This window comes from Pseudomonas sp. 21LCFQ010 (assembly GCF_024129905.1).
GTDB lineage: Bacteria > Pseudomonadota > Gammaproteobacteria > Pseudomonadales > Pseudomonadaceae > Aquipseudomonas.
The window spans coordinates 1-16,956 of sequence record NZ_JAMYDZ010000021.1 but is presented as its reverse complement, the minus strand read 5'-3'; the positions used below and the strand labels follow the sequence as shown (position 1 = coordinate 16,956).

At 59.4% G+C, this 16,956-nt stretch carries 17 protein-coding genes; 8 read left to right on the top strand and 9 right to left on the bottom strand.

The annotated features are described in order from the left end of the window. Window positions 1-57 precede the first annotated feature (57 nt). Window positions 58-1,530: an anthranilate synthase component I gene (trpE, locus tag NJC38_RS20985; protein ID WP_045484226.1), complete on the top strand. Its 1,473-nt coding sequence runs from the start codon at window positions 58-60 to the stop codon at window positions 1,528-1,530. Between the two features lie 98 nt (window positions 1,531-1,628). Here the strand turns inward: trpE and estP are convergent, their stop codons facing one another. Further along, a complete protein-coding gene (estP, locus tag NJC38_RS20980; RefSeq protein ID WP_253116948.1) occupies window positions 1,629-3,566 on the bottom strand; it encodes an esterase EstP in 1,938 nt (645 codons plus the stop codon). A 485-nt stretch (window positions 3,567-4,051) separates the two neighbouring features. On the opposite strand from estP, the gene NJC38_RS20975 reads away from it, so the two are divergent. From NJC38_RS20975 to NJC38_RS20960, 4 genes are read left to right on the top strand one after another with little or no spacing between them, the layout of a single operon-like run. Continuing rightward, complete coding sequence (locus NJC38_RS20975) at window positions 4,052-4,651, top strand: aminodeoxychorismate/anthranilate synthase component II (RefSeq protein WP_253116947.1); 600 nt, start codon at window positions 4,052-4,054, stop codon at window positions 4,649-4,651. A gap of 21 nt (window positions 4,652-4,672) precedes the next feature. Then, the gene (gene trpD / locus NJC38_RS20970; protein ID WP_045493900.1) at window positions 4,673-5,722 is read left to right on the top strand and encodes an anthranilate phosphoribosyltransferase; all 1,050 of its coding nucleotides are present in this window, start codon (window positions 4,673-4,675) and stop codon (window positions 5,720-5,722) included. After that, on the top strand, window positions 5,719-6,561 hold the full coding sequence (trpC, locus tag NJC38_RS20965; protein WP_253116946.1) for an indole-3-glycerol phosphate synthase TrpC: 843 nt from the start codon (window positions 5,719-5,721) through the stop codon (window positions 6,559-6,561). Before trpD ends, trpC begins: the two co-directional genes overlap by 4 nt. A gap of 13 nt (window positions 6,562-6,574) precedes the next feature. Continuing rightward, a complete protein-coding gene (locus tag NJC38_RS20960) occupies window positions 6,575-7,261 on the top strand; it encodes a lipoate--protein ligase family protein (RefSeq protein ID WP_253116945.1) in 687 nt (228 codons plus the stop codon). Window positions 7,262-7,267: 6 nt separating this feature from the next. Here NJC38_RS20960 and crp read toward each other — a convergent pair whose 3' ends face one another. Continuing rightward, a complete protein-coding gene (gene crp, locus NJC38_RS20955) occupies window positions 7,268-7,912 on the bottom strand; it encodes a cAMP-activated global transcriptional regulator CRP (RefSeq protein WP_045484213.1) in 645 nt (214 codons plus the stop codon). A 230-nt stretch (window positions 7,913-8,142) separates the two neighbouring features. Between crp and NJC38_RS20950 the strand changes: the two genes are divergently transcribed. Further along, entirely contained in the window at window positions 8,143-8,565 is a 423-nt protein-coding gene (locus tag NJC38_RS20950) for an OsmC family protein (protein WP_045484210.1), read from the top strand. 49 nt (window positions 8,566-8,614) lie between these two features. On the opposite strand, the gene coq7 is transcribed toward NJC38_RS20950, so the two are convergent. The 5 genes from coq7 to hemJ form a co-directional block, all read right to left on the bottom strand. Beyond that, window positions 8,615-9,262, bottom strand: coding sequence for a 2-polyprenyl-3-methyl-6-methoxy-1,4-benzoquinone monooxygenase (coq7, locus tag NJC38_RS20945; RefSeq protein ID WP_045484207.1), 648 nt, complete (start codon window positions 9,260-9,262; stop codon window positions 8,615-8,617). Window positions 9,263-9,383: 121 nt separating this feature from the next. Further along, on the bottom strand, window positions 9,384-9,722 hold the full coding sequence (locus NJC38_RS20940) for a histidine triad nucleotide-binding protein (protein WP_253116997.1): 339 nt from the start codon (window positions 9,720-9,722) through the stop codon (window positions 9,384-9,386). A 62-nt stretch (window positions 9,723-9,784) separates the two neighbouring features. Then, window positions 9,785-10,564, bottom strand: coding sequence for an SDR family oxidoreductase (locus NJC38_RS20935; RefSeq protein ID WP_045484204.1), 780 nt, complete (start codon window positions 10,562-10,564; stop codon window positions 9,785-9,787). Between the two features lie 41 nt (window positions 10,565-10,605). Then, window positions 10,606-11,481 (bottom strand): DUF805 domain-containing protein, encoded by an 876-nt coding sequence (locus NJC38_RS20930; protein WP_253116944.1) that lies wholly within the window; start codon window positions 11,479-11,481, stop codon window positions 10,606-10,608. A gap of 89 nt (window positions 11,482-11,570) precedes the next feature. Next, a complete protein-coding gene (gene hemJ, locus NJC38_RS20925) occupies window positions 11,571-11,996 on the bottom strand; it encodes a protoporphyrinogen oxidase HemJ (protein WP_045484200.1) in 426 nt (141 codons plus the stop codon). A gap of 223 nt (window positions 11,997-12,219) precedes the next feature. Between hemJ and erpA the strand changes: the two genes are divergently transcribed. After that, the gene (erpA, locus tag NJC38_RS20920; RefSeq protein WP_045484197.1) at window positions 12,220-12,570 is read left to right on the top strand and encodes an iron-sulfur cluster insertion protein ErpA; all 351 of its coding nucleotides are present in this window, start codon (window positions 12,220-12,222) and stop codon (window positions 12,568-12,570) included. A gap of 52 nt (window positions 12,571-12,622) precedes the next feature. Here the strand turns inward: erpA and NJC38_RS20915 are convergent, their stop codons facing one another. Both NJC38_RS20915 and NJC38_RS20910 read right to left on the bottom strand, forming a co-directional pair. Further along, complete coding sequence (locus NJC38_RS20915; RefSeq protein ID WP_253116943.1) at window positions 12,623-13,717, bottom strand: anhydro-N-acetylmuramic acid kinase; 1,095 nt, start codon at window positions 13,715-13,717, stop codon at window positions 12,623-12,625. 3 nt (window positions 13,718-13,720) lie between these two features. Beyond that, on the bottom strand, window positions 13,721-15,160 hold the full coding sequence (locus NJC38_RS20910) for a peptidoglycan DD-metalloendopeptidase family protein (protein WP_253116942.1): 1,440 nt from the start codon (window positions 15,158-15,160) through the stop codon (window positions 13,721-13,723). A gap of 201 nt (window positions 15,161-15,361) precedes the next feature. Here NJC38_RS20910 and tyrS point away from each other — a divergent pair, with 201 nt between their 5' ends. Continuing rightward, entirely contained in the window at window positions 15,362-16,561 is a 1,200-nt protein-coding gene (gene tyrS, locus NJC38_RS20905; protein WP_253116941.1) for a tyrosine--tRNA ligase, read from the top strand. Window positions 16,562-16,956 lie beyond the last annotated feature (395 nt).

Here is a 16,956-nt window from a genome sequence, read left to right as displayed (position 1 = left end):
GTTTGCCATGGGCAACTTGCCCGACTGACTGTTTATCCTCATACCACGAGGCGTTTCATGAACCGCGAAGAATTCCTGCGTCTGGCCACTGAAGGCTACAACCGTATCCCGTTGGCCCTCGATACACTGGCCGATTTCGATACTCCCTTGTCGATCTATCTCAAACTGGCTGACCAGCCCAACTCCTATTTGCTGGAGTCGGTGCAGGGCGGCGAGAAGTGGGGGCGTTACTCGATTATCGGCCTGCCGTGCCGCACGGTATTGCGCGTCTATGGCCACAAGGTCAGCGTGACCCGCGATGGCGTCGAGATCGAGAGCCTGGAGGTTGAAGATCCGCTGGCGTTCGTTGAGACCTTTAAGGCCCGCTATAACGTGCCGACCCTGCCGGGGTTGCCGCGTTTCAATGGGGGGCTGGTCGGTTACTTCGGTTATGACTGTGTGCGCTATGTCGAAAAACGTCTTGCCACCTGCCCGAACCCGGACCCGCTGGGCGTGCCCGATATCCTGCTGATGGTTTCCGATGCGGTAGTGGTATTCGACAATCTGGCCGGCAAGATGCACGCCATCGTGCTGGTCGACCCGGCGCAGTCCGATGCTTATGAAAACGGTCTGGCCCAGCTTGATGCGTTGATGGAAAAGCTCCGCCAGCCGATCACCCCGCGTCGTGGGCTGGACCTGTCGCGTCCGCCGGCCGCCGAACCTGCGTTCCGCTCAAGTTACACCCAGAGCGACTATGAGCGGGCCGTAGACACCATCAAGCAGTACATCCTGGCAGGCGATGTGATGCAGGTGGTGCCGTCGCAGCGGATGTCCATCGACTTCAAGGCTGCGCCTATCGATCTGTATCGGGCGCTGCGTTGCTTCAACCCGACGCCGTACATGTACTTCTTCAACTTTGGCGACTTCCATGTGGTGGGCAGCTCACCGGAAGTGCTGGTGCGGGTCGAGGACAACCTGGTCACCGTGCGACCGATTGCCGGGACCCGTCCGCGTGGCGCGAACGAAGAAGCCGACCGGGCGCTGGAAGAAGACTTGCTGTCCGACGACAAGGAAATTGCCGAACACCTGATGCTCATCGATCTGGGGCGTAACGACACGGGGCGGGTTTCTGAAATCGGCACCGTGAAACTGACCGAGAAGATGGTCATCGAGCGTTATTCCAACGTGATGCACATCGTCTCCAACGTCACAGGCCAGCTCAAGAGTGGCCTGACGGCCATGGATGCATTGCGGGCGATCCTGCCGGCCGGCACCCTGTCAGGGGCGCCGAAGATCCGTGCCATGGAAATCATCGACGAACTGGAGCCGGTCAAGCGCGGCGTCTACGGCGGTGCGGTGGGTTACCTGGCGTGGAACGGCAACATGGACACCGCCATCGCTATCCGCACCGCAGTGATCAAGGATGGCGAGCTGCACGTGCAGGCTGGTGGCGGCATCGTGGCCGACTCGGTGCCGGCGCTTGAATGGGAAGAAACCATCAACAAACGCCGCGCCATGTTCCGCGCCGTTGCTTTGGCTGAGCAGCAGTAGGAGGGGCCGGGTGGCGCTCCGCTTGTAGGACCGGCTTTAGCCGGGAAGAAACGGTTAACGATTCCCGGCTAAAGCCGGTCCTACAGCTCCCGCTCGCTTCAGAAATCCAGACTCACTCCGACACTGACCCCTTGCTGGGTCAGTTCGTCGTTCTTGCGCCAGTTGTAATTGGCGTGCAGGCTCAGGTCGCGACTGATTTTATGTGCCACCCCAAGGCTGGCGCGGTTGAGGTTGCGCTGAGGCTCATAGCCTTGTAGCTCGAAGTTGATCGACGACAGGCTGGTCAGGGCCATGCGCAGTTGTTGCGGGTCGGTTTCGAACTCGCGCTCGTGGGCGATTTCGCCGAACACTTGGGTGGCATTGCTCAATTGCCATTTGCCCAGCAGGCCGACCCCGGCGCGCTTTGAGGTGCGCTCTTGATCGTCGATGGTCAGGGCGGTCGAGCCATTACCGCGCTCGCGATAGCCATCCACGTTCACCCGGGCATAGTCGGCGCTGATGAACGGCGACAGGTGCCAGGGGCGGTTGGCGCCGGCCAGGTCATAGCCCAGTCGTGCACTCAACGCCCACAGGTGACCGTCGGTGTCACCTTTTTGCTGGGCTTCGGCGACGCCCAGAGCGAATTTGCGCTCGGCCCGATCATAGTCGAGACGCCCGCCGGACGCGGCCAGATCGCCCCACAGGTTGTTGGCCTGGTACTGCAGGAAAGCGCTGACGATATAACCATTGAGGCGGTAGTGCGAATCAAGCGCTCCTGCTTTCAAACTCTGCCGATAGGCTCCGGCAACCAGGCCGCTGCGCCAGTGCTCGGCAAACCGGTAGCTGCCGCCGAGGGTCAGGTTGTAGCCGCGGCCATCGGCTTGGGCGCCGCTGCTTTGGGCGTCGATATCCAGATGCTGACCGCCGGCGGCGACGAGGCTGCGCCACTGGCCAATCGGTTGCCATGCACCGAAGTCTGCCAGCCATTGCGCGCGCAGCTCATCCTGTTGGCTACGCAAGGTGCTGTGACCCATTTCCGGCAGCAGGGTCAGTTCCCAAGGTGCAGAGAGGATCGACCAGCCGTAATCGGCGAGCAGTTGTTGTGCTGCGGTGGTGGGGTGTACGCGGTCATTGAAAAACAGCTTGCTCGGGTCCGGGCTGCTGCCGTTCAGGCCGTAGATCGGGTTGGCTGTGCAGCTGTCGCCGCTGAAGCAGGTGCCGATCAGATTGGTATTGGCTGCAAAGCCGTAACGGGCCGGGTCGGCCAGGGTTTCGCTGATGAACAGCGGAATGTTCAACGGGATGATCTGCGCATCGATCTGCGCCAGTTGCGCGACCAGCTGGCTGTTGAAGGCGGAACTGAGTTGAGAGACCAAAGGTTGTGCCGGATTGCCGCTGAAGGCCGGAGTCTGGCCGATGTCCGGCAGCAGCCAGACCATGATGTAGCGTGCACCGGCCTGCTGCAGTGCTTGGGCGCTGTCGGCCAGGCGGCCACCGGCGGCCCGCGCATCGCTGGCACTCAGTACCCGGCCCTGGAGGAAGTCGTTGCCGCCGCCAGTCAGGTAATACAAGGCATCGGGATCAGCGCGAAAGTTATTGCCGGGCAGGTAGCCCGGCCGGGTGCGCAAGGTGGTTCCCGAGTTGGGGTCGACCACGCTGGACTGCGAGGTGATGGCCGCCAGGATCTGGTCAGTGCGATACCCGCCGACCGCCCAATTGTTGCCGTCGGGCAGACCCAGGGCGGCGTTGAGCGGTGAAGTCGAGGCATTCAGATCGGCAGGCGCAATGCCGAGCATCATGCCCAGCAGGGTCGAAGAGCTGTAGCCGGTCATTTCACCGCTGCCGTAGGTCGGACCAGTGCGGTTGGTAAACCGCAGGCTCGCGCCGCTGGGGCCGGCGAGATCCGGGAATTGCCCGGCATCGGCCAGGCTGTCGCCGAAGACGAACAGGGTCGAGTAAGGCGCTGCGGTGCCCAGCGTCGGCAGGCAGCCCAGTGATAGCAGGCAAGCCAGCAGCGGCTTGCGCAACGAGGAAAACGGCGAGACGAGTGAGCGCATGGTAGCCATCCGTGTTGTTGTTTTTTATCGGCCCCAGACACCCTAGCAAGCATTGACACAGTTGCCAGGCCGATGGCCGGTTACGCGCAGGATTGGGCGTAATACACAATGGCTGACCGGGTAAATGGCGCACGGCTGTGCTGATGCGCTTTAACTGTCGGTTTCTGATGGGATATTGCGTCGGTTTTCTTGCGTACAATGATTGCGCGGTGTGACCCGGTACGCTAATGTCCCGAAACGTTTAGAAGAGACTCCTTCCGTGACGACTGTCAGCAAACTCTTGATGCGCGTTATCAAGGCTCACGCCCGTTGGCGTTGGCGCGCCTGACTATTCTCCTTCCGGCCACGCCGGACTCGTAACAATGTGCCCTCGTAATCTGTCTGCTGGTCCGCCCCGGATGCCTGATCATCCTGGTGATGGTGACCTGTGAGCGACGACCTGCGCGGGGCGGTTTCAAAGTCAGCGAATTCAAGAGGTGAGCTACATGCTGCTGATGATCGATAACTACGACTCCTTTACCTACAACGTCGTGCAGTACCTGGGTGAGCTGGGTGCCGATGTCAAAGTGATCCGCAACGACGAATTGACCATTGCCCAGATCGAGGCGCTCAACCCTGAGCGCATCGTGGTATCGCCAGGGCCTTGCACGCCTAACGAGGCTGGCGTGTCGCTTGAAGTGATCCGTCACTTTGCCGGTAAGCTGCCGATTCTCGGTGTCTGCCTGGGCCATCAATCGATCGGTCAGGCGTTTGGTGGTGATGTGGTGCGCGCCCGCCAGGTGATGCACGGCAAGACCAGCCCGGTGGCCCATGAAGACCTGGGCGTGTTCAACGGCTTGAACCAGCCACTGGTGGTGACCCGTTATCACTCGCTGGTGGTCAAGCGCGAGACCTTGCCTGATTGTCTGGAAGTCACCGCTTGGACGACACAGGCCGATGGCTCGGTCGACGAGATCATGGGCCTGCGGCACAAGACGCTGAATATCGAGGGTGTGCAGTTTCACCCCGAGTCGATCCTCACCGAGCAGGGTCATGAGCTGTTCGCCAACTTTCTCAAACAGACCGGCGGCAGTCGTCAGGCATAAGGAATTCCCATGAGCAGCACAATCAATATCAAGACTGCCCTGGACCGGGTGGTCAATCATCTGGACCTGAGCACTGAAGAAATGAGCCAGGTGATGCGCGACATCATGACCGGTCAGTGCACCGAGGCGCAGATCGGCGCGTTCATGATGGGCATGCGCATGAAAAGCGAGAGCATCGATGAAATCGTCGGCGCTGTCTCGGTGATGCGTGAGCTGGCCGGCCAGGTGCAGTTGCAGACGCTGGAGCGGGTGGTCGACATTGTCGGCACCGGTGGCGATGGCGCGAATATCTTCAACGTATCCACTGCCGCTTCGCTGGTGATCTCCGCTGCTGGCTGCACCGTGGCCAAGCATGGCAACCGTGCGGTGTCGGGCAAAAGCGGCAGTGCCGACCTGCTGGAAGCTGCCGGTGTCTATCTGAACCTGAGTCCGGTGCAGGTCGCTCGTTGCATCGACAGTGTGGGCATCGGCTTCATGTTCGCGCAAATGCACCATGGTGCCATGAAGTACGCCGCCGGCCCCCGGCGCGACCTGGGGCTGCGCACCCTGTTCAACATGCTTGGCCCGTTGACCAACCCGGCCGGTGTGCGTCATCAGGTGGTGGGCGTGTTTACCCAGGCTTTGTGCCGGCCGCTGGCCGAGGTGTTGCAGCGCTTGGGTAGCAAGCACGTACTGGTGGTGCACTCTCAGGATGGTCTGGACGAATTCAGCCTGGCAGCGCCAACCTTTGTCGCTGAATTGAACAACGACCAGATCACTGAGTACTGGGTCCAGCCCGAGGACCTGGGGATCAAGAGCCAGAGCCTGTATGGCCTGGTAGTCGACAGCCCGCAAGCGTCGCTGGAACTGATTCGTGATGCGCTGGGGCGACGCAAGACCGAGAGCGGGCAAAAGGCTGCCGAAATGATCGTGCTCAATGCTGGCGCGGCACTTTACGCCGCTGATCATGCCTACAGTCTCAAAGAAGGCGTGGAGTTGGCTCACGATGCGTTGCACACTGGTCTGGCCCGGGAAAAACTCGAAGAGCTGGGCGCTTTTACCGCCGTATTCAAGCTGGAGAATGAAGGATGAGCGTGCCGACGGTTCTGGAAAAAATCCTGGCCCGCAAGGCTGAAGAAGTCATTGCCTGTCGTGCCCGGGTCAGCCTGGCCGAACTGGAACAACAGATTGCCAGGGGCGATGCACCGCGTGGCTTTGCCAATGCATTGATAGAACAGGCCAGGCGCAAGCAGCCGGCAGTGATTGCCGAGATCAAAAAGGCCTCACCGAGCAAAGGCGTGATCCGCGAAGATTTCAAACCTGCCGAAATCGCGGTCAGTTATGAGCAGGGCGGGGCGACCTGCCTGTCGGTTCTGACGGACATCGACTTCTTTCAGGGCGCTGATGCGTATCTGCAGCAAGCCCGTGCGGCGTGCAAGCTGCCAGTGATCCGCAAGGATTTCATGATCGACCCGTATCAGGTGGTCGAGGCCCGTGCGCTGGGCGCCGACTGCATCCTGCTGATCGTTTCGGCCCTGGATGACGGGCGCATGGCTGAACTGGCCGCAACTGCCAAGGGCGTTGGTCTTGATGTCTTGGTCGAGGTTCATGACGGTGACGAGCTGGAGCGTGCACTCAAGACTCTGGATACCCCGCTGGTGGGCATCAACAACCGTAACCTGCACACCTTCGACGTTAGCCTGGAAACCACGCTGGACCTGCTGCCGCGCATTCCGCGTGACCGTCTGGTAATTACTGAAAGCGGGATTCTCAATCGCGCCGATGTCGAGCTGATGGAAATCAACGACGTGTATTCGTTCCTAGTCGGCGAGGCGTTCATGCGTGCCGAGCAGCCGGGCACCGAGTTGCAGCGTCTGTTCTTCCCCGAGCGCGGTGCAGCGCCCAGCGCTATCGGGCCGGTGATTGACTGACCCGGTGGCCGGCATGATCGTCGAGGCAGGTGTAGAGCAAGGTCTGCAGGCTGAGCTGGACCTGCTTGGCGCGGTGTGCGCCGGTGAGGCCGAGCATGGCCTGCTGTTCTGGCGTCCTGACCGGCAGGCCTTGGTCATGCCCCGGCGCATGAGCCGACTGGCCGGGTTCGACGAGGCTTGTAAGGTTCTGGCCGAAAGCGGTTGGCCGGTCTTGCTGCGTGAGACCGGCGGTGAGCCGGTGCCGCAATCACCGGCCACGGTGAACATTGCGCTGGTCTATGCCCAGCCTGCGACGGATGTGGATCGCGACCGCATCGAGACGGCTTACCTGCGGTTATGCCAGCCAATGCTGAAGGTGCTTGCGGCGTTCGGTGGCCAGTCATCGTTGGGCGAGGTTGAAGGCGCATTTTGTGACGGGCGTTACAACGTCAATCTCAATGGCCGCAAGCTGGTGGGCACTGCCCAGCGCTGGCGCCAGGCCCAGGGTGGAGCACGTCCGGTGGTGTTGGTGCACGGCGCATTGCTGCTGGACAACCAGCGTGACGAGATGGTGGCAGCGGTCAATCTGTTCTATCAAAGCTGCGGACTGGCGCCGCGAGTGCAAGCCAGCAGTCATATTGCACTGCGTGAGGTCTTTAGCGATGACCGGTTGCTTGAGCAACTGGCCGCAGCCTATCGGCAATTGCTCGCCGGGTTGTAACCTGCCTCAGCGGGTGCCGAACACCACCATGGTCTTGCCCTTGACGTGAACCAGGCGTTGTTCTTCCAGTGACTTGAGTACGCGCCCGACCATTTCTCGCGAACAACCCACGATACGGCCGATTTCCTGGCGGGTGATCTTGATTTGCATGCCGTCCGGGTGAGTCATGGCATCGGGTTGCTTGCACAGGTCCAACAGGGTGCGTGCCACCCGCCCGGTGACATCCAGAAACGCCAGGTCTCCGACCTTGCGCGTGGTATTGCGCAGGCGTTCGGCCATCTGGGCGCCCATGGTGTAGAGAATCTCCGGCTCTTGCTGGCTCAGCTCGCGGAATCTGGCGTAGCTGATCTCGGCGATCTCGCACTCGGTCTTGGCCCGCACCCAGGCGCTACGCGGCGACGCATGGCCAAGAGGCTCGAACAGACCCAGCTCACCGAAGAAGTCGCCGCTGTTGAGGTAGGCGACGATCATTTCCCGGCCTTCGCTGTCTTCGATCAGAATCGTCACCGACCCTTTAACGATGAAGAACAGCGACTCCGAAGGGTCGCCTGCGCAGATAATGTGGCTTCTGGCCGGGCAGCGGCGGCGTTGGGCGTGCGTCAGGAGCTTGTCGATGCTCTTGAGTTTTGGATTGAGGGCGATGACGGCCATGCGTATTTCCCGAAAAAGTCTTGCGCCAGATTGCTTGTTATTGATTATCGGCCAAATCGTCATTCTCCCCAGCACGATGAGAGCACTTTGGCATTATTTCCGAAGTTTCCTACACATCTACCTTTAAAGTCATGACTTATATAGGCGGGCGGGAGTAAACACCCGGCTTGCACTCAACGCGCAACAGCCCCTAATCTGGCGACCCTTTTTTCCAGCAGTGGAGTCTGGCGATGAAAGCACGCATTCAATGGGCTGGCGAAGCCATGTTCCTCGGCGAGTCGGGCAGTGGTCATGTGGTGGTGATGGACGGCCCGCCGGAGGCCGGAGGCCGTAACCTTGGGGTACGGCCGATGGAGATGGTGCTGATCGGGCTGGGTGGTTGCAGCAATTTCGACGTGGTGAGTATTCTCAAGAAGTCCCGCCAGCCGGTCGAAAGCTGCGAGGCGTTTCTGGAAGCCGAGCGCGCTTCGGAAGATCCGAAGGTCTTCACCCGCATTCATCTGCACTTTGTGGTCAAGGGCCGAGGTTTGAAAGAAGCCCAGGTCAAGCGTGCCATCGAACTGTCGGCAGAGAAGTACTGCTCGGCCTCGATCATGCTGGGCAATGCCGGGGTGAAAATTACCCACGACTACGAGATCGTCGAGTTGGGCTGACTTTCATGAAAAAAGGCGCTGTCGAAGCGCCTTTTTTCTGTTTGTCATGTCAGATCCGGTAAGTGGTCTTGGTCATGACCTTGGCCACCAGACTCATGCCGAACTTGACCGGCGTCGGGAAGCGAAAACCGCCTGCATCGAGTGCCGTTTCAGCATGATGGGCTTCATCGATGCGCATCTGTTCGAGGATGGCCCGGGACTTTTCGTCTTCGTTGGGAATCTGTTCGAGATGCTCGTCCAGGTGCTTGCAGACCTGATCTTCGGTCGCGGCGACGAAGCCGAGGCTCATCCGGTCGCTGATTAGCCCGGCAGCGGCGCCAATGCTGAACGACAGGCCGTAGAACAACGGGTTAAGCACGCTGGTATGGCTGCCCAACTGGTGAATGCGTTGCTCGCACCAAACCAGATGGTCAATCTCTTCTTCGGCGGCATGCTCCATGGCCTTGCGTACTTCGGGCAGCTTGGCGGTCAGGGCCTGACCCTGGTACAGCGCCTGGGCGCAGACTTCGCCAGTGTGGTTGATACGCATCAGGCCGGCGATGTGCCGGGTTTCGGTCTCGTCCATCTTGTGCTCCGGCCTCACGATGGCCGGCGATGGGCGCGAAGAGTGACCGCTTGAAGGAAGCAGGGTGCGCATGGCGCTGTCTGCCTGCAGCAGCAGTTTGTCGAGCACAGAGTAGTGGCGTTCGGTTGCCATGGGCACCTCCGAAGATATCGATTGGCCCCAGTCTACTGCAATCCTGCCCCTGAGGCTTGAGGCGGATCATCCTGCCGCGATGTGACTGATTGACGACAGGATGCAGCCGCTGGTCGTGCACTCAGCCCGGAGGCCAGTTCATCTGACGTTGACCCAGTACGTGCATATGAATGTGATAGACGGTCTGGCCGCCGAGTTCATTGCAGTTCATCACGACGCGAAAGCCGTCTTCGCAGCCCAGTTCTTTGGCCAGCCGCTGTGCGGTGAACAGAATGTGCCCGGCCAGGGCTTTATCTTCTTCAGCCAGATCGTTGAGGGTGCGGATCGGTTTTTTCGGGATGACCAGAAAATGCACTGGCGCTTGCGGGGCGATGTCGTGGAAGGCCAGAACCTGATCATCTTCGTAGATGATCTTCGCCGGGATTTCCCGATTGATGATCTTGGTAAAGATTGTCTCCACAGCCATGAACTCCTTGAGGGTGGGTGGGCCTTGCCGCAGTGTACTGAGGCGTTATTGCTTCGTCAGTAATTCAGGCAGCGCTTTCTGTTGAGCAAACCGCTGATCCGGCGGGTCAGCCAGCGTGAGGCCAGCCGTGGCCCGAATGTGCGCAGCTTGTTACGCCAGCCGGGCACGATGATTGCGCAATTGCGCTCCAGCGCGCGCACGGTATACAGCGCCAACTCTTCCGGGGTCATCATCTTGCGGTCGTCGGCGCGAACCTGGGCTGTGCGCCAGAAGGCCGTACGGGTCGGGCTGGGACAGAGTACCGAGACCTTGACTCCGTTTTTGTGGCCCTCTTCGCGCAGGGCTTCGGAAAAATGCAGTACATACGCTTTGCTGGCAGCATAGGTGCTCATCCACGGGCCTGGCTGAAAACCTGCCATGGCGGCGATGTTGAGAATCTGCCCGCCGCCATGCAAGGCCATCAGATTACCCACGGTGTGGCACAGACGGGTCAGGGCAAGGATATTCAGGTCGATCAGGTCCTGTTCGGCGGCCCACTCCTGACCCAGGAACGGCCCACAGGTGCCGATCCCGGCGCTGTTGACCAGCAGGTCGATCTGATGAGGGCTGTCTTCGAGTTCCAGCAGGAATCCGGATAGACGCAATGGTTCGCCCAGGTCGCAAGCCCGGAACAGGACTTCGATACCGAAACGCTGGGTGAGCTCCAGGGCGATGCTTTCCAGCAGGTCACGCCGACGGGCCACCAGAATCAGGTTGTGACCCCGGCGTGCCAGAGCTTCGGCCATGGCCAGGCCTATGCCGCTGGTGGCGCCGGTGATCAGGGCGTAACGGGTCATGCAGGTCTCCATCGAACATCGTGCGTCGGCTTGTCTGCGGCTTACAGGCTTTGTCTTGAGCTCTGCGGGCTGACTGATATCGACTGCGCAGAATGACTGGAGGTCACTTCCATATGCTCTTTGAGCGACTTGAACATCCCGGCCCCGGTGAACAGGACAACCACAAACAGCAAAGCAAGGGCTGCCAGCCACAGACCGGTGATCACTTTGACCGTGGTGCTGTTGGCGGGCGGCGGCGGGCCATAGGCGTTGACGCCCTTGCTGCCTGGCATCAGGCACATCACCAGCGGGAAGAAACTGCCGACGACAGGCACCAGATTAAGCAACATGCACCAGCCCGACCAGCCGATGTCATGCAGTCGCTGGACACCCATGGGAATCAGCGCCGCTGCGATGCCGACACCGACCAGCAGCATCGCGACACTGCCGGCGCCATCAGAGGCGCTCATCATCAACCCGGCCAACAAAGACAGCGGGCTGGTGATCACCAGTACCAACAGCGACCAGGCCAGGTAACGCAGGCGGCCGATGCGCCCGCTCAGGCTGAAGACTTTGAGTTCAGCATAGGCCGACGGGGTATCGACCTGGGCTTTGGGTGGCGCATAGGGCGAGAGCGTGTCGGCGTCGATCGCTGGGCGGGCTTGCGGAACCGGCTCGACCTTGTCCAAGCTCAGGCTGATATCGGGCTCGGGCTCTATACGTGCCTGGACGCCGGCCTCTTGCAGTGCCTGCAGATAACGCTCGGCATCCGCCAGCGCCAGACCTTGCTTCAACGCAACGGGCTGGCCACTGAACAGGGAGGCGACGGCCGCCACCTCAGTCTTGAACAACTGGGCGAGATTGAGTTGCGCGGTTTCGAGCTGTACGCCCTCGCGCAATTGTCCGTCGAACACGATTCGGTAGTGGGGGGCGGCCATGCAAGGCTTCCTTATCGAATATCAAAAGATTGCGGTGACCAAACGACGGCACAGGTGGCGCTTGGTCTGTGAGCTATATCGACGCTGGTCTAGAAAGGTTTGACGACCACCAGAATGACGATAGCCAACAGCAGCAATACAGGAATTTCATTGAACCAGCGGTAAAAAACATGGCTGCGGCCCTTTTCACCGCGGGCAAAGCGTTTGATCTGGGCACCACATACATGGTGATAGCCGACCAGCAGGAACACCAGGGTCAGTTTGGCATGCAGCCAGCCTTGGCTAAGCCAGCCGGGGTTGAGCCAGACCAGCCAGGCGCCGAGCAGCAGCGCGACGATCATTGCTGGCCCCATGATACCTCGGTACAGCTTGCGCTCCATGACAATGAAACGCTCACGGCTGGTGCTGTCTTCGCTCATGGCGTGGTAAACGAACAGGCGCGGCAGGTAAAACAGGCCGGCAAACCAGCAGACAATGGCGACAATGTGCAGCGCTTTGATCCATAAATAGAGCATGTTAGTGGTTCTCCAGGTTCACGGTGGCCGAATAGTAGGGGGCGTGTGGCCTTACGTCACGTTGTCAGTTGTCGCATGGGGTGAATCGCTGGCCCGCGTCACTGCGACGATCGGGCATGCTCTGGCCGGGTCACTGCTGTTGCTATAGTTGACCTGTTTTCTAGGACAAGCGGATAATGTGCTCATTACGCATTACGACGGCTTTAGCCGGGAGAGATCTGACATGAGCGTGGAAAGCTTCACTCCAGTGGCCCTGGAATTCACCCCTGGTGCCGCGCACAAGGTGAAAACCCTGGTTGATGAGGAAGGCAATGATCGCCTGAAACTGCGGGTGTTCGTGACCGGCGGCGGCTGCTCGGGCTTCCAGTACGGCTTTACCTTCGATGAAGACGTTGCCGACGATGACACTATCGTCGAGCGTGAGGGCGTAAGCCTGGTGGTCGACCCCATGAGCTTCCAGTATCTGGCTGGCGCTGAAGTGGACTATCAGGAAGGTCTGGAAGGTTCGCGTTTCGTGATCAAGAACCCTAACGCCACGACAACCTGCGGCTGTGGTTCGTCTTTCTCGATCTGATCGCCCACAACAAAAAGCCGCGCTGATGCGCGGCTTTTTTGTGGGCGTTCGGTCAGGCCGGGTAAATCGCGCCCAGGACACGCAGCCCGCGGGCACCGGTCACCGTCGGCCGATTGGCCGGCACGCTTTCCAGGCAGCAATGCGCCAGCCAGGCAAACGCCATGGCTTCGACCCAGTCTGGATCGACCCCGAATTGAGCGGTACTGCTGACCCGTGTATTGGGCAGCAGGCTGGCGAGTCGGTCCATCAGCGCCTGATTGTGCGCACCACCACCACACACCAACAGCTCGATGGTTCCCGACTGGGCGCCCTGTAGCGACTGGGTGATGCTGCGTGCTGTGAGCTCCAGCAGGGTAGCCTGGACATCGTGTGCGGGCAGTTCTGCAAAAGCCTGCAAATGCCGCTTCAGCCAGCCCAGGTTGAAGACTTCACGGCCCGTGCTTTTCGGGCCTTGGGTAAGGAAGAACGGATCGCTGAGCAGTGCCTGTAACAGTGGCTGATGGACTTCGCCACTTGCAGACCACTCGCCATTGCGGTCGTAAGGCAGATTGCGCTGAGCCTGAATCCAGGCATCAAGCAAGACGTTACCCGGCCCGCAGTCAAAGCCGGACACCGGACGATCGGACTCGATCAGGGTCAGGTTGGTAAAGCCGCCTACGTTAAGTACTGCACGACGATCCTTGTTATCGTCGAACAGCGCTTCGTGGAACGCCGGCACCAAGGGCGCGCCTTGGCCTCCGGCCGCGACATCGCGACGGCGGAAGTCGGTCACCACGGTGATTTCGGTGAGTTCGGCCAGCAAGGCCGCGTTGCCTATCTGGATGCTGAAGCCGCGCGCCGGCTCATGGCGAATGGTCTGGCCATGGCTGCCGATGGCGCGAATCTGCCCGGCCACCAGTTTCTGCTCGTTCAACAGAGCCTGTACGCCTTGGGCAACCAGCCTTACCCACTTCTGTTCGACGATCGCTGCTCGTGCCAGCTCGTCATCGCCGGGGGAGCAAAGGCCGAGCAGTTCGGCACGAAGATCCTCCGGCATGGGGATGTAATGCGTCGCCAATAGCTTGGGACGCTGATCCTGCTCAAGCAGAGCGATATCGATTCCGTCGAGGCTGGTGCCCGACATGACGCCGATATAGAAGTGGGCCATGGTTTACCTTTTGTTCAGCGCCAGTTTGCTGGCTTTATCCTGATCCATACGCGCCATCAGCGGCTGACTCATCTGCAGGAAACGCTGCTTTTCGGCCTTGGCGATAGGTTCTGCCATTGGCAGTTTCTGACCCAGCGGATCGACGTGTACGCCGTTGACCTGGAACTCGTAGTGCAGGTGCGGGCCGGTCGACAGGCCGGTGGTTCCAATATAGCCGATGACCTGACCTTGCTTGACGCTGCCGCCGGTCTGGACGCCTTTGGCAAAGCCCTGCATGTGACCGTACAGGGTGCGGTAGGTATCACCATGCTGAATGATCACGGTATTGCCGTAGCCACCGCGGCGTCCTGCAAGCAGCACTTTGCCGTCGCCGGTAGCCTTGATCGGAGTGCCCCTAGGGGCGGCGTAGTCAACACCCTTGTGGGCACGGATCTTGTTCAGGATCGGGTGCTTGCGGCCAGCCGAGAACACCGAGCTGATGCGCGCGAAATCAACCGGCGTGCGGATGAAGGCTTTGCGCATGCTGTTGCCTTCGGCGGTGTAGTAGTTCGCGTTACCTTGTTTATTGACGTAGCGCACTGCGGTGTAGGTCTTGCCGCGGTTGGTGAAGCGGGCGGCGAGAATGTTGCCGTTACCGATGCTCTTGCCGTTGATGACCTTCTGCTCGTACACCACATCGAACTCGTCGCCTTTGCGCAGATCCTGGGCGAAGTCGATGTCGTAGCCGAAGACTTCGGCCATTTCCATGGTCATGGCGTGGGACAGGCCGGCACGTTGCGCCGATTGCGAAAGCGAGCTGTTGATCACGCCGTGGGCATAGGCGTTACGCACATCCGGCTTGCTGACTTCACGATCGAACGTATAGCCGCTGGCGCTTTTGGACAGGCTGATGGATTCCAGTTCGCTGAGCTTGCTGTGCAGCTTGTTGAGCTGACCATCGGCAGACAGTTCGAATTGCAGGATCTGACCGTTTTGCAGTTTGCTGAATTGCTTGGCCTGTTTGTCGCTGGCCAGCAGTTCATGGACCGCAGTGGCCGGCAACCCGACCTTCTCGAACAGGGTCGACAGGGTATCGCCCTTGGCTACGACCACTTCACGGTGATTGGGATCTTTCAGGGCCGGAGCGGTTGCCAGCTGGCCTTGCTCGGACTGGCCTTCCGGAATGACGGTTGCTGTTTCGTTTTCGCTGTCAGCCGATTCGACCTGGGCGAATGGCGAATCTGCGCCCTGGGGTGTGGCTTCGGCGCTGTTTGTAGCGTCTTCATGCTGTGCATGCTGTTCGGCAGGCATTTCCAGATCAAGACTGAGATTGGTGCGTTTTGCTTCGACTTCGCTGGATGGAAAAACCAGCAGCGCCAGGCTGAGGAGGGCTGCGATACCGCTTGCAGCCAGTAGATGGCTCTTCGGGTAAAGCGGCGGCGCTTTAGGCGGAGTGTCGTTCATGGGCTATTTGACTTTGAAAAAGGTGAAATGGAAAAGATGAATGACATGATGAAGATGAAATAACTGTATAAAATATAACCAAATCCGGCGCGAAGCAACCCTGACCGAGAGACGGTCGGGTGGAGCGCCCGTGTGCCGGGCAAAAACTTGTAATTGGGCGCTGATCTTGTAAGGTTGGTTCCCTTCTGAATTGGGGGTGATATGAAATCGGTTGAAGAGCAGTTGGCGCTGATCAAGCGCGGCGCGGATGAGCTTCTGGTCGAGGCGGAGCTGGTAGAAAAGCTCAAGCGTGGCCAGCCACTGCGGATCAAGGCCGGTTTTGACCCTACTGCCCCTGATCTGCATCTGGGGCATACGGTGCTTATTAATAAGCTGCGTCAGTTCCAGGACCTGGGGCATCAGGTGATCTTCCTGATCGGTGACTTCACCGGCATGATCGGTGACCCGAGCGGCAAGAGCGCCACCCGTCCACCGCTGACCCGTGAGCAGGTGCTGGATTACGCCGAGACCTATAAGGCGCAGGTGTTCAAGATCCTCGACCCGGCCAAGACTGAAGTGGCCTTCAACTCGACCTGGATGGATAAGCTCAGCCCGGCTGATTTCATTCGCCTGGCGTCGAACTACACCGTTGCGCGGATGCTTGAGCGCGATGACTTCGACAAACGCTATACCGGCAACCAGCCGATCGCCATTCATGAGTTTCTGTATCCGCTGGTTCAAGGCTATGACTCGGTTGCCCTGCGCGCTGACGTCGAGCTGGGCGGTACCGATCAGAAATTCAACCTGTTGATGGGGCGTGAGCTGCAGCGTTCCTATGGTCAGGAGGCTCAGTGCATTCTGACCATGCCGTTGCTTGAAGGTCTGGATGGCGTGAAGAAGATGTCCAAGTCCTTGGGTAACTATGTAGGGATCCAGGAGGCGCCGGGCGTCATCTATAACAAGCTTGTGTCTATTCCGGATGCACTGATGTGGCGCTACTTCGAGCTGCTGAGCTTCCGCTCGATGGAAGAGATCAATGCATTCAAGGCTGAAGTCGAGGCGGGTGCCAACCCGCGTGACATCAAGATCAAACTGGCTGAAGAGATTGTTGCGCGGTTCCATGGCGAGGAAGCTGCCGCCACTGCGCATCGTTCTGCAGGCAATCGCATGAAAGATGGCGAGCTGCCTGAAGATCTGCCAGAGGTCATCGTTACTTCCAGTGAGGATCTGCCGATTTCTGCCGTCCTTAATAAAGCAGGGCTGGTGAAGAATGCTGCCGGTGCACGTGATCTGCTGGCGGCCGGTAGCGTGAAGGTCGATGGTGAGGTGGTTGATCGCGGCTTTATATTCAAGCTTGGCGCTACTCATGTTTGTCAGGCGGGCAAGAAGGCCTTTGCGCGTATTTCCCTGAATCGCGAATAATTTTGAAATAAGTGTTGACGGGTTTTCAGATGTCCTTATAATGCGCACCACTTCCAACGCGGAATGAACGAGAAACTCCTTGGTAATCAACGAGTTAGGAGTTCAGAAAGGGTTGGAGGCGGTGCGAGCCTCCTGGCTCCGGCGGTGAAAAAGGCAGTTGACAGCAACTTAGGATGCTGTAAGATTCGCCTCCCGCTGACGAGTTAATCGAAAGATGCTTGGCACGCTGTTCGGTTTTAGCGTTTCGAAGTTTTGAATGAGTTTGAAGCTTCTGAAAATAAACGCTTGACAGAACAAGAGGTTAGCGTAGAATGCGCGCCTCGGTTGAAGCGAAAGGCTCAACCAACCGCTCTTTAACAATTGAATCAAGCAATTCGTGTGGGTGCTTGCGCTGT